Source organism: Puia sp. (genome assembly GCF_035546395.1).
In the GTDB taxonomy this organism is placed as follows: Bacteria; Bacteroidota; Bacteroidia; order Chitinophagales; family Chitinophagaceae; genus Puia.
In genome coordinates, this window is sequence record NZ_DASZXR010000015.1 from 505,823 (window position 1) to 519,054 (window position 13,232).

Annotated in this window: 12 protein-coding genes; 1 reads left to right on the forward strand and 11 read right to left on the reverse strand. The window is 55.6% G+C overall.

Annotation, left to right across the window (positions count from 1 at the left end; all coding sequences use genetic code 11):
• Position 1: 1 nt before the first annotated feature.
• Complete coding sequence (locus VHE34_RS20170) at positions 2-1,270, forward strand: hypothetical protein (protein WP_325591032.1); 1,269 nt, start codon at positions 2-4, stop codon at positions 1,268-1,270.
• Between the two features lie 4 nt (positions 1,271-1,274).
• On the opposite strand, the gene VHE34_RS20175 is transcribed toward VHE34_RS20170, so the two are convergent.
• The 11 genes from VHE34_RS20175 to VHE34_RS20225 all read right to left on the reverse strand — a co-directional run bounded on the left by VHE34_RS20175 (position 1,275) and on the right by VHE34_RS20225 (position 13,155).
• Positions 1,275-1,952, reverse strand: coding sequence for a TMEM175 family protein (locus VHE34_RS20175; protein ID WP_325591035.1), 678 nt, complete (start codon positions 1,950-1,952; stop codon positions 1,275-1,277).
• Positions 1,953-1,968: 16 nt separating this feature from the next.
• Positions 1,969-3,402: an amidohydrolase gene (locus tag VHE34_RS20180; protein ID WP_325591038.1), complete on the reverse strand. Its 1,434-nt coding sequence runs from the start codon at positions 3,400-3,402 to the stop codon at positions 1,969-1,971.
• 8 nt (positions 3,403-3,410) lie between these two features.
• Positions 3,411-4,721: an argininosuccinate lyase gene (gene argH / locus VHE34_RS20185; protein ID WP_325591041.1), complete on the reverse strand. Its 1,311-nt coding sequence runs from the start codon at positions 4,719-4,721 to the stop codon at positions 3,411-3,413.
• Positions 4,718-5,779 (reverse strand): M20 family metallo-hydrolase, encoded by a 1,062-nt coding sequence (locus VHE34_RS20190; RefSeq protein ID WP_325591043.1) that lies wholly within the window; start codon positions 5,777-5,779, stop codon positions 4,718-4,720. The genes argH and VHE34_RS20190 overlap by 4 nt, the downstream gene beginning before the upstream one ends.
• A complete protein-coding gene (argB, locus tag VHE34_RS20195) occupies positions 5,772-6,554 on the reverse strand; it encodes an acetylglutamate kinase (protein ID WP_325591045.1) in 783 nt (260 codons plus the stop codon). The genes VHE34_RS20190 and argB overlap by 8 nt, the downstream gene beginning before the upstream one ends.
• Positions 6,555-6,558: 4 nt before the next feature.
• The gene (locus VHE34_RS20200; protein ID WP_325591047.1) at positions 6,559-7,512 is read right to left on the reverse strand and encodes an acetylornithine carbamoyltransferase; all 954 of its coding nucleotides are present in this window, start codon (positions 7,510-7,512) and stop codon (positions 6,559-6,561) included.
• A gap of 6 nt (positions 7,513-7,518) precedes the next feature.
• On the reverse strand, positions 7,519-8,673 hold the full coding sequence (locus tag VHE34_RS20205; protein ID WP_325591051.1) for an aspartate aminotransferase family protein: 1,155 nt from the start codon (positions 8,671-8,673) through the stop codon (positions 7,519-7,521).
• A gap of 10 nt (positions 8,674-8,683) precedes the next feature.
• Positions 8,684-9,649, reverse strand: a complete 966-nt coding sequence (gene argC, locus VHE34_RS20210) for an N-acetyl-gamma-glutamyl-phosphate reductase (protein WP_414709916.1) — start codon at positions 9,647-9,649, stop codon at positions 8,684-8,686.
• Between the two features lie 285 nt (positions 9,650-9,934).
• Positions 9,935-11,131, reverse strand: a complete 1,197-nt coding sequence (locus VHE34_RS20215; protein WP_325591056.1) for an argininosuccinate synthase — start codon at positions 11,129-11,131, stop codon at positions 9,935-9,937.
• Between the two features lie 25 nt (positions 11,132-11,156).
• Entirely contained in the window at positions 11,157-11,894 is a 738-nt protein-coding gene (locus tag VHE34_RS20220; protein WP_325591058.1) for a GNAT family N-acetyltransferase, read from the reverse strand.
• Positions 11,895-12,399: 505 nt separating this feature from the next.
• Positions 12,400-13,155: a geranylgeranylglyceryl/heptaprenylglyceryl phosphate synthase gene (locus tag VHE34_RS20225; RefSeq protein WP_325591060.1), complete on the reverse strand. Its 756-nt coding sequence runs from the start codon at positions 13,153-13,155 to the stop codon at positions 12,400-12,402.
• Positions 13,156-13,232: the final 77 nt, after the last annotated feature.

The window sequence follows — 13,232 nt, forward strand, 5'->3', positions numbered from 1 at the left end:
TATGCTGGACAACGCCACCGGTCTGGAACAATGCAAACGGCTTATCGAAGCCTCGCTGGGCTGGGGGGATGCCACATCATGGACGAATGAGGATTTCGAAACGCTAAGCGATCGCATCGCCGATAGAACATCGGTCCGCCTCAGCGTATCCACACTGAAACGCATCTGGGGGAAGGTGAGATACGATTCCTCCCCGACCATGGCTACGCTCAATGCCCTGGCGCGCTATGCCGGTTTCGACGGCTGGCGCGATCTCCTGGCGCAGGCGCCGCAATCGCCGGAGCCGCAACCGGGCCAGCCGCATCCGGCGCAGCCGAAAAAATCCCGCTCCTTCATCACCCCGCTGATCATAATTACCCTGGCAATAGCCACACTCCTCTCCTTTATCAGCGCCCGCATCGTCCATAAGCCCGCCGGCTCCACGGCAGTACGCTTCGAACACCACGAGACCTCGGACGAGCTGCCCAACTCCGTCGTCTTCGACTACGATGCAACCGCCCTAAACCCGAAAAAGGTGATGATCCAGCAGTCCTGGGATCCCACTCGCCGGGAAAAAGTGGATCCCGAAGGAAAACAGTATACGTCGATCTATTATTACCCGGGCTTCTTCCGCGCAAAACTGGTTGTCGACGGGGAGATCAAACGACAGTCGGATGTCTATATCCCGACAAGAGGCTGGAAAGCTATCGTCGCCAGGGACCCGCTGCCTGTCTATCTCTCCGCAAAAGAGACGACCCTCGACTCCGGCCGCATGGGCGTTAGCGCGACCACCCTGGAAGCCAAGATCGGCTCCCCGGTGTTTTCCAACCGGGCAGTGAATTTCTTCGACGTTCATGAATTTCCGGGATTCAACGGCAACCATTTCCTGTTTCGAACCACGATCCGCAATACTTCCACGGTCGAGCAATCCCTCTGCCGCAAGATGCAGATCTTTGTAATGGGAACAGAAGATCCTATCGTACTCTCGTTCGCCGATAAAGGATGTATCTCCGGTCTGTACCTCTACACCGGCTCGCGTACCATCAGCGGCAAGGATCATGATCTCAGCGCCTTTGGTTGTAGCAGCGGTCAATGGCACCAGATAACCTGCTCGCAGGAGAACGGCGTCTTTACGGTCGGGCTCGACGGGAAGCCCATCTATACGGTGCAGCGGAACAAGTCCATCGGCGGCATCATCGGGGTCCGCATCGCCTTCGAAGGCGCCGGCGAAATAAAGGAGGTAATACTAAAAGGCGGGGAAAAGACGCTCGATCTGCTGAAACAACCCTAGGCCGTCAGAAATGGCCCGGTGGCCGCAGCTTATTGGCTTTTTTATTGGCCGCCCGCAGAAATATCCATCCGCTCACACAGCTGTACCCGGTGAGATCGAGCCGGTGCGGGAAGATCAGGGAAACACCGGTCACCACTCCGATCATGGCCAACATCGCATACGTGGTATACAGGCTTCGGACATAGAAATAGTTCTTCTCCGCGGCTCGCCCCTCGACACCGAGATAAGGTTTGAGGCGGAAGACATACCGGCAGAGGTTGAAATTAGCAGCGGAGACCAGCACCAGGTTCGCCAGGTAAATGTACAGCGGCGATACAAAGCCATCCCGCAGGTGACCGAACAGCCCGGATGCCGTGAACGGAAAGGTGATGATGAAGAAAAGGAAGAGTAGGTTGCGGTTGATTAGTCCTACATCATATTTTGTTACCAGTCGGAACAGCCGCAGATGCACCTGCCAGAACCGGCCGATGAAGAAGAAGCTCAGTACAAAGCCGACGAAGCTGAATATCATCCGCGCAAGCGCCTGGTCGAATTCGGCAGACGGGGCATTCCCGGGCAACTCCGGCCACTTGACCTCGATGATCAGCAACGTAATGGCGATCGCGAAAACGGCGTCGCTGAACAGGCCGATCCGCTCCAGCTCGAAATCCATTTCCTGCAGTCGGTCCAGGTGTCTTTTCATAATTCCTAAGATAAGATTAATCCCGGTAATTCAAGGCCGGCTTCCGGTCACCCAGCAACGCTTTATATTGATAGTCGCCCTTGTCCTTCCGGAACTCCTCCTTTGCCTTCGCCACGAGGCCCGGGTTCAAAAAGCAATCCATCGCCGTGAGCACCATCGTCTTGGCTGCAACCATCATCCCCTTGGTCCCAATCTCCGTCCCGCCACAGGCTGTCGCCTGCCAGCTGTGCGCAAGCGTCCCCGCGACCCAGGTCGCCGCTTCGAGTCCGACAGTCGGCACCGCATAGCTGACATCCCCGACATCGGTTGACCCTCCGCCGGCGTCATTCACCTCTTTGAGTGGCTTCACGCCGGCGACCGAACCGATCGCTTCCGCCTTATAAGTAAACGATGCCTGGATCTTTTGTGCAAACTCCGCCTCGGCCGCCGTGTAGCGGACACCGCCGACCAGCAGCAGGTTTTGCTGCATGTCCTCCGCCAGAGTCCGGTTCAGTAACAGGTCATGCGTGCCCCCGATGACCTCGTAGTCGACATGCGTCTGAGTACCCAGCGCTGCCCCTTCCGCAGCCTTTGCCACCCAGTCGAAGATCCGCACCACCTCGTCTTTCTTCGGATGACGGACATAATAGTAGACCTCGGCATAGTCGGGAACGACGTTCGGAGCTTTGCCCCCGTTTGTGATCACATAGTGGATGCGCGTCTCCTGGGGGATATGCTCCCGCATCATATTCACCATATAATCCATGGCTTCTACTCCGTCCAATGCCGACCGGCCCTTGTCGGGAGCCATGGCGGCATGCGCGGACAGTCCATGGAACCGGAATTTCGCGGATTTATTGGCAAGTGCAGACGTGAGGGTAACCGCATTCCCGTCCCCCGGGTGCCAGTGGATCACCACATCCACATCGTTGAAAAGACCCGCCCTTACCATATAGACCTTCCCCGAGCCACCCTCTTCCGCCGGACATCCATAAACGCGGATGGTGCCGCTCAGCTTCTTTTCGGCAATTAGCTTCTTCAGCTCGATCCCCGCCGCCACCGATGCCGTCCCAAACAGATGATGCCCGCAGCCATGTCCGGCATTCCGGCCTTCGAACGGCATTTTTTCGGCGACCGCCTGCTGGGAAAGCCCCGGGAGCGCATCGAACTCCGCCAGGATGCCGATCACGGGACTCCCGGAACCATAGCTGGCCACAAACGCCGTCGGAATATCGGCTACCCCCGTCTTTACAGAGAAACCATTGTCGGTAAGAGTCTTTTGCAACAAGGCGGAGCTCTTCACTTCCTTATACCCCACCTCGGCATAGTCCCAGATCTGCAAAGCGATAGTCTTGTATTCGTCGTAATGTGCCTGGATATCGGCAATGGCGCGTGTTTTGAGCGTACTGTCCTGCGCGAAGACGCCGGCCGCGGGAAGCGCCGCAACCATTAAAAAGCAGAAAATTCTCATTTCCTAATTTAAGCAAATTTCGCCAGCACTCTCGTCATTTCCTCCACGATCTTTTCATTGCCCGGGTTCCCGATACTCCCGGTATGCGTGTGATGCAGCCCCTTGCTGTAGTCGAAATGGAATTTCCCCTGGTCTATCTGGTTACCCACCTGCCGGTAAGCTTCGCGGAACGGAACCCCCTGGTTCACCAGCTCGTTCACCGCTTCGACACTGAACAGGTATCTGTATTTCTCATCCTCCAATATATCATCCTTGATCTCGATATTCGACAGCATCAGCGAAGTCATCCGCGAACAGGCCTTCACTTCCTCGATGGCGGGGAAAAGGATCTCCTTGGTCAGCTGCATATCCCGGTGATAGCCCGAAGGCAGGTTGTTGATCAGCAGGGTAAGCTCGTTGGGCGTGGACTGGATGCGGTTGCATTTGCCCCGGATCAACTCGAAGACGTCTGGGTTCTTCTTGTGCGGCATGATGCTGCTGCCCGTGGTCAGCTCGGGGGGAAAGGAAATAAAGCCGAAGTTCTGGTTGATATAAAGACAGCAATCCATTGCCAGCTTGCTCAGCGTTGCCGCCACCGAAGCCAGTCCCATGGCCACGATCTTCTCCGTTTTGCCGCGGCTCATCTGCGCATAGACGGAATTCACGTTCATCGCTCCAAAATGCAGTAGCTGCGTGGTCAGCTCCCGGTCCAAAGGAAAGGAAGAACCATAACCCGCTCCGCTGCCCAGCGGATTCTTATCAGCTACATGATAAGCCGCGGCCAGCACTTCCAGGTCATCGACAAGGCTCTCAGCATAGGCGCCAAACCAAAGCCCAAAGGATGAAGGCATCGCTATCTGTAAGTGCGTATAACCCGGCACCAGCTTGTCTTTGTAGCGGTTGCTCAGCCCGATCAACAGCTCGAACAGCTGTCTGACCTCCTCCTTTACCGCCAGCACCTGCGCCCGCAGATACAGCTTGATATCGACGGCTACCTGGTCATTGCGGCTCCGTCCGCTATGTATCTTCTTGCCTGCCTCGCCGATACGATTGGTCAGCAGCAGTTCCACCTGCGAATGAACGTCCTCGACATCCTTGTCGATGACAAAGGAACCTGAGCGGATCTCGGCAAGGATCCCATTCAACCCATCCTGAACCTTCGCCAGGTCTTCCGGCGAAAGCAAACCCACCTCCGCCAGCATCTTCGTATGTGCCAGCGAACCCAGCACATCATATTCCGCCAGCAGAACGTCGAATTCCTTATCCCGGCCAACCGTAAAGGTCTCGATCAATTCCGAAGTGCTGGTGCCGGCCTTACTCCATAGTTTGTTTCCGCTCATAAAATCAGTGGTTTTAAGAGATCGATATACCCCTTGATCCCCTCGCCGATCTCCGCCATATAAATATACTCATCTGCCGTATGACTCCGTGCCGAGTCGCCCGGTCCCGTCTTCAGGGCAGGGAACGGCATCAGCGCCTTATCCGAGGTGGTGGGACTCCCATAACAGGTCCGGCCCAGCCTCACTCCCGACTGAACGATGGGATGATTCAGCGCGATCCCCGACGACCGCATCCGCAGGCTCCGGGGCGTCACCTCGCAGGAAACCGAGGATCGGATGATGTCCAGCAGCTCTTCGAAAGTATAACACTCATTCACCCGCACATCTACCACAAAATGGCATTGCGACGGAACGACATTATGCGCTTTGTTTTCCGTATCGATAACGGTCACGCTCATTTTCACCGGGCCCAGCAGATCGGACACCTTCGGGGCGCGATAGCTATGGAACCATTCGATGTCCTTCAGGGCCTTGTAGATGGCGTTATCCCCTTCTTCACGCGCCGCATGACCCGCCTTGCCATGACTGACGCAATCCAGCACCAGCAACCCCTTTTCGGCGACGGCCAGGTCCAGTTTCGTTGGCTCACCGACAATGGCCCACTCGATCCGCGGCAGCGAGGGTAGAAGCAGCTCGATACCGTTATGACCGGAGATCTCTTCCTCCGCGGAAGCGGCCAACACAAGGTTATATGCCAGTCCCGGGGTCTCGTTAAAATACAGGAATGTGGCGATCAGCGAGACCAGGCACCCCCCCGCATCGTTGCTGCCAAGCCCGAAGAGCTTGCCGTCCATTTCGATTGGCGTAAACGGGTCCAGCGTATAAGCTTTGTTAGGTTTTACCGTATCGTGATGGGAATTCAGCAGGACGCTCGGCTTGGCAGGATCGAAATATTTGTTGGTGGCCCAGACATTGTTTTGAAGCCGGTGAGCGGTAACCCCCTTCGACGACAGATACCCCACAAGGAGTTCGGCCGTCCGGTCCTCCTCCTTGCTGAAGGAGGGAATGGCGATCAGCCGTTTCAGTAATTCGATTGCTTCCGCTTGCAGGTTATTCATGTTGGATAGTTGTTCCGGCTTTCCCGGAAAGCAATAAAGATAGCTCTTCCGCCCTTCCGATGATCACCCGGCCCACCCCGCTGCGCAGGGCCGCAAAGGCGTTGTCCAGCTTGGGGATCATCCCCGCAAAGATCACCTTCCGGGCTTTAAGGTCTTCATATTCGGCCGGCCGGAGCAGACCGATCACCGATGCATCATTTTCCGTGTCCATCAGAACACCGGCTTTTTCAAACGAATAGACGAGACTTACTTCGAAGCTCGTGCTCAGCGCCCGCGCCAGCTCCTGGGCGATGGTATCGGCATTGGTATTCAGCAGCTGCCCCTTGCCGTCATGGGTGATCGGGGCAAAGACGATCGTCTTGTCCTGCAACAGCAGGCTCGTCAGCAGCGGAGTATTCACCTGGTCCACATCGCCGACGAACCCATAATCGACGGTCGGATGCACGCGCTTATGCGACAGGATCGCGTTACCGTCGGCACCTGTCAGCCCGATGGCTGCACAGCCCCGGGCCTGCAACTGCGCCACGATATTCTTATTGATCGTGCCCGCATATACCATCGTCACCACCCTAAGCGTCTCCGCATCGGTGATCCGCCGCCCATCCACCAGCTGCTGCCGGATGCCGAGCCCTTCGGCAACCTTGGTAGCCAGTTTTCCGCCGCCGTGGACCAGTATTTTCTTCCCGGGCGCCGCGGCAAAGGCATCGAGAAAGGCCAAAAGCTTGGCCTCGTCGTCGATGATGTTACCGCCTATCTTGATAATGGAAAGCTGCATAATGTTATTTTTTACATAACAACTCCGCAAGCACTGCCTGCGCTGCCCAAACCCGGTTGGACGCCTCCTGGGTTACGATGCTCGAGGGCCCGTCCAGTATCTCATCGCTCAGTTCCACATTCCGCCGCACCGGCAGGCAGTGCATCACCCTGGCGCTATTCGTCGCCCGCATCTTTTCGTTGGTCAGCATCCACTCGGGATCATTGTTGTAGATCTTGCCATAATCAGCGTAGGTGCTCCAATTCTTCACGTACACGAAATCGGCATTCTTCAGCGCCTCGTCCTGGTTATGTGTGATGGTTGCACCCTTTGTGAATTTTGTATCCAGCTCGTAGTCTTCGGGATGAGTGATCACAAAGTCCGCCTTCCCCCACGCGTTCACCCACTGTGAAAAACTGTTGGCCACGCACTGCGGCAGGGCCTTTACATGCGGCGCCCAGCTCAGCACTATTTTCGGTTTCCGCTTTTCCTTCCAGACCTCCTGGATCGTCGTGATATCCGTAAGGCTTTGCAGGGGATGGAGGGTGGCGCTCTCCAGGCTCACAACCGGAATGCCGGAGTATTTGATGAACTGGTTGATATAGAGTTCGCTGTAGTCGTCTTCCTTGTTCTTCAGGGAAGGGAACGTGCGGATGCAAAGGATATCGAAGTAATGCCCCATGATCGGGGCCGCATCCTTTACATGCTCCACCGTATTGCCGCTCATGATCGCCTCCTCTTCAAACTCCAGCGCCCATCCTTCCTTGTCGACATTGAAGACGATCGCTTCCGCCCCGAGGTTCTGCGCAGCGATCTGCGTCGACAATCGGGTCCGCATGCTGGGGTTCAGGAAGAGCATCCCCACGCGCTTGTTGGCGCCAAGGGTCTTGTCTTTCAACGGATCGGCTTTATAGGCCAGGGCCGACTTTACCAGGCTGTCGATATCGGCGACATCGGCGGCGGAAACAAAATTTTTCATTCTATGTTAGTTTGCTTTTACCCCTTTCATTGCGTGGATCTCTTCCCGGATCGCTTCCAGGAATTCGTCGGCATCCTTTTTCCGCAGCGCCAGCGAAGGCAACAGACGGATAGTATTCGGCTTCGCTTCCCCGGTGAAGATGTGCTGATGCCAGAGGAGGTTCTTCCGCAGGTCCTTTAAGTTCTCCGGCAGGTCAAAGCCGATCATCAACCCCCTTCCCCGGATCTTCTGCAGTTGCGGGATCTTCTTCAGCTCGCTCATCAGGTAGTTCCCGACCTCGGCGGCATTGGAAATAAGGTTTTCCTGCCCGATCACTTCCAATACCGCCAGTGCGGCGGCGCACGCCAGGTGGTTGCCCCCAAAAGTGGTTCCCAACATCCCGTGCTTCGAGTGTAAATGCGGAGCGATCATGATCCCCGCTACCGGGAACCCATTGCCCATACCCTTGGCCATACTGTAGATATCGGCATCTACGCCCGCATGGTCCTGTGAGAAGAACTTCCCGCTCCGTCCATAGCCGCACTGTACGGCATCGGCGACGAAAACCGATCCGTATTGCTTGCAAAGCCGGCTGATCGCCTGCAGGAAGCCCGCTTCGGCCACATTGATCCCGCCGATTCCCTGGATACCTTCGATGATCACCGCGGCGATCTCATTCCCCTGTTTGGTAAAGCATTCTTCGAGCGCGGCCTCATCGTTAAAAGGAAGGAAAATGACATTGTCCGTTTGATTCACGGGCGCGACGATCGCCGGGTTGTCGGTAACGGCAACGGCCAGCGAGGTGCGGCCGTGGAACGACTTGCGGAAAGCGACGATCTTTTTTCGTCCTGTATGGAAGCTGGCGAGCTTCAGCGCGTTCTCATTGGCCTCGGCCCCGGAATTGCAAAGGAACAATTGATAGTCGGGCCGGCCGGAAACCTTTCCGAGCTTCTCCGCCAGCTCTTCCTGCAGGGGGATACGGATGGAATTGGAATAGAACCCTACCTTATTCAGCTGGTCCGTGATGCGTTGTACATAGTGCGGATGCGTATGTCCGATAGAGATCACCGCATGCCCGCCATACAGGTCGAGGTATTGCTGACCATCCTGATCCCAAACATAACTGCCTTTTGCCTTTACGATGGTGATGTCATTGATCGGATAAACGTCGAATAGTTTCATATAATGCTGTTTAAAATGCGTTTGCCTTCAGACGGAGCCCCATGGTCTCATCGAGTCCGAAGAGAAGATTCATATTTTGCACGGCCTGCCCGGAGGCTCCTTTCAGGAGGTTGTCAAGCGCCGAATGCACCACCAGTTGTGATCCTTCCTGCTCCAGCTGGATCAGACATTTGTTCGTGTTCACCACCTGCTTCAGCGAGATCGGCTTGCGGCTGACGATCGTAAAAGGATGTCCCTTGAAATATTCTTCAAACAATGCCAGCACTTCCTCCGGCTTCCGCTCCACTTTCAGCTGGCTGCTGATAAAGATGCCCCGGGTGAAGTCCCCGCGCCACGGGGTGAAATGCACCGCCGGTTGAACTTTTGGCTGCAGCTGCCTGAGCGTTTGGCCGATCTCCTTCAAATGCTGATGGGTCAGCGTCTTATAAGCCTGGATATTATTGGCGCGCCATGAAAAATGGCTGGTGGCCGACATCGATTGCCCGGCCCCGGTGCTACCCGTAATACCCGTCGTGTAGACATCGGCCAGCAATCCTGCCTTCGCCAGCGGCAGAAGCCCCAGCTGAATGGCCGTCGCAAAGCAGCCCGGGTTGGCAACGGCCTGCGCCGACCGGATCTCTTCGCGGTTCAACTCCGGCAGTCCGTAGACCCAACCGGGCGCTCCAAGCCGGAAATCCTGCGACAGATCGATCACCAATACCCCATCGAACTGCGACCCATGCTCGTCCATAAATTTCTTCGCCTCGCCATGGCCCACGCAAAGGAAGACCACATCCACCTCGCTATGCCATTCCGCATCAAAGCTCAGCGCCGTATCCCCCGCCAGGTCCTCATGGATATCCGCAACGGGCTTACCCGCATTGCTCTTGCTGTGGATGAACCGGATGTCTACGGCCGGGTGGTTGATCAGCAACCGGATCATCTCTCCGCCGGTATACCCCGCGCCACCGATAATGCCTGCTCTTACTCGTCTCATCATAATACTTGGGTCGGCCACGGGCCGACCATCCGAAGGATAATCATTGAATGTTGTGGCCCCAGGGGCCATATTTGGCTAAGGCCCTAAGGGGCGTCAACCCTATCATTAAACGTCGAAGGCTGTGAACATAAGATAAACACCAGGTCGGCCTCGCCTCCTCGGTGTGAGGCGGCATTCTTTCCTGTTTTACCGACAGCTCCGGCTGATCCACCAGGTTCCATCCGTCACAACCCGCGCCCCACTGGTAGTGTTTCAACGGCCGTTGGATGGATACGACCGGGTTCATTTGGCAGGCTCGTTAACCTTGTGAAAAATAGCGGTCTGGTTGCCGAAGATCTTCGCAAACCCTTTCACGTCATCCCCGCTCCAACCCTTATTCATCTCTCCATAGCTGCCGAACTTGCTGCTCATCAGGTCATGCTCGCTCTCGATGCCCGTGATCGTATATCGGTAGGGCTGGAGGGTAACAAATACGTTCCCGCTGACGGTCTCCTGGGTGTCCTGAAGGAAACTCTCGATGTTCCGCATCGTGGGATCCAGCAGCTGCCCTTCATGCAGCCAGTTGCCATACCAGGTGCTCAGCTGATCCTTCCAATATAGCTGCCACTTGGTAAGCGTATGTTTTTCCAACAGATGATGCGCCTTGATGATGATCACGGGAGCTGCGGCCTCGAAACCGACACGACCCTTGATCCCGATTATGGTATCCCCGACATGGATGTCCCTGCCTACGCCATAAGGCTGGGCTATTGCCTGCAGGTGCTGGATCGCCTCTACCGGATTGGTAAAGACCTCGCCATCCACCGCTATCAGCTCTCCCTTGGCAAACTCCAATGTCAGCTGGCGCACCCCCGTCGCCGTGACCGGTGTCGGCCAGGCGTCCTCGGGCAGATAGTCCTTCGAGGTCAGCGTTTCCTTTCCGCCGACCGAAGTGCCCCAGAGTCCTTTATTGATGCTGTATTTGGCTTTCTCCGCATTGATCTCTACTCCATTCTCCTTCAGAAAGGCGATCTCTGCTTCCCGGCTCAGCCGCAGGTCCCTGATTGGGGTGATGATCTCCACCCCCGGCAACATGCTCTGGAAGACCATGTCGAAGCGAACCTGGTCGTTGCCGGCGCCGGTACTGCCATGCGCGACGGCGGAGGCGCCGACCTTCTTTACGTGATTGGCCACGGCAATCGCCTGCACCATCCTTTCGGCACTGACGCTCAGCGGGTAAGTTGCGTTCTTCAGCACATTGCCGAATATGAGGTATTTGATGCAGCTCTCATAATATTCCCGGGTCACATCTACGCATTCGAAAGACGCGACACCGAGACTCTTCGCACGTGCTTCGATCTGATCGATCTCCGCCTGGCTGAATCCTCCCGTATTGACCGTAAGGGCATGGATCTCGAGATGCTTGACCTTGTTGAGATAAACGGCACAATAGGTAGTGTCCAATCCGCCGCTGTAGGCTAAGACAACTTTATTGCTCATGGCTGAAAAAATGGATTTTTAATGATTACAGATGAAAGAAATGGAACAGCGACTTGATCATACCGCCGCCTCCATTGCCGCCTTTGTTCGACGGCGCGCCAGGTTCCTCCGCATGGTGCTTGAGAAAAGGCGCCAGCAGCTTCCACTGCTTGATGCGCATGAATCGCTCGTATAGTTTGGAATGCTTTTTAAAGTCCTGGGTCGTCTCTTCGGGCTCATAATGGTCCTTCGGATCGTACAACATGGCCGTGCACATACAGTTCTTCCGCTCCTTGCTCATCAGGATCTCATAGTTGACACAGCTCTTGCAACCAGCCCAGAAGGCATCGTCCTGCGTCAGCTCCGAATAGGTCACCGGCTCATATCCAAGCTCCGAATTGATCTTCATCACGGCAAGACCCGTTGTCAGCCCGAAGATCTTCGCATTGGGATACATCTTGCGGCTCAGCTCGAAGATCTTCTTTTTGATCATCTTGGCCAGCCCGCTCTTCCGGAACGGCGGCGAAACGATAAGCCCCGAGTTGGCGACATACTCGCCATGGCTCCAGGTCTCGATATAGCAGAAACCCGCCCAGATCCCATCTTCCGTAAAGGCGATCACCGCCTTCCCCTCCCGCATCTTCTGCTGGATATAATCCGGGCTGCGCTTGGCGATACCGGTTCCCCGGGCCTTCGCCGAAGACGCCATTTCATCGACTATGATCTGAGCGAAATCCTGGTAGGACTCGTCGGCAATAACTATCTTGAATTGTTGTTGTTCCATTGTTCTTCGGATAAATACTCCCCAATAAAAAACTTGAAAAGACAAAAATAGCCGGGCTGAAGATCAGCGCCGCTATTGCACAGGCTGGCAGGAAAAATAGGTATCAACGTCGTACCCAAAAGGGAATTGGCCGAACAGAAAAAACTGGGCACAAAGGCGCAGCAAAAAACCCACGCTGATTGAAGGCGTGCAATACCACGAGCAGTGATATGGGTGAGTTTTTTTTCATTTCAATAGAAGATGAAATTGGTGTAAAAGCTTTTGCCCCGCAAAAATAGGTAAAATCTCCGTTTTTGGACCCTAATTTATTTTTTTAACGTGAAGTTAAACCACTGGGTCCCAATCCGGGGCAACCTATCCGCCGGTTTCCGCATTTTCCGCCGTATGCGACTCATCTCCACCCGGTTGGCCCTTCGCCGCCTCGCCAGGCGCCTCACCCGGCGATCTCGTCCCGCGGCCGCTTCCGGCCGTCACATCTTAAAAGCCGCCGGATCAAATCCGGCGATCACCTTACGGTAGGCACCGAATGGATGGCCGCCGACATCTCGCGGATCAGCGCAGCATCCTTTTCGATGGCATTGCCGACGACTATGATATCCGCCCCCGCCTTGCAGTTGCGATAGGCCTTCTCCGGATCACGGATGCCCCCGCCGACGACAAGGGGCACCTCGATATGGCTCGCCACACCGGCGATCATCTCTTCACGGATCGGATGCCTCGCGCCGCTGCCGGCATCCATATAGATCAGCTTCATTCCAAGCATCTCCCCCGCCATGGCGGTGCAAAGCGCGATCTCATTCTTGTCGGCAGGGATAGGACTCGCATTGCTGATATACGAGACCGTTGTCGGCGCACCGCCGTCGATGACCATATACCCTGTGGAGATGATCTCCAGCCCGCTCTTGCGGACCGCGGGGGCAGAAATCACATGCTGCCCGATAAGCAGTTCCGGATTACGACCCGAGATAAGGGATAGATATAAGAGCCCGTCCGCAAAACGCGATACCTGGGAGGGCGTACCGGGAAAAAGAATAACCGGAATGGAGCAGTGGGTGCGAATTTGCTGGACCACCTCGTCGAGATGGTTGGAAATGACCAGGCTGCCGCCGACAAACAGGTAATCTACCTCCGCACTCACAGCCAGACCCGTCAGCTCCTCAATTTTTTCCGCATCGACATTGTCTGGATCGATCAGTACGGCGAAGGATTTTTTCCCCTCTCTTTTTTTTGCCGACACGGATTCGTAAATGGTCTGCTTCATTAATTCGCTGTTGCCGTTGGTGATACAAAAATGCGAAAAGTTTCTGGCATTTAAGAGTCGTAAAATCCCCTGATAAT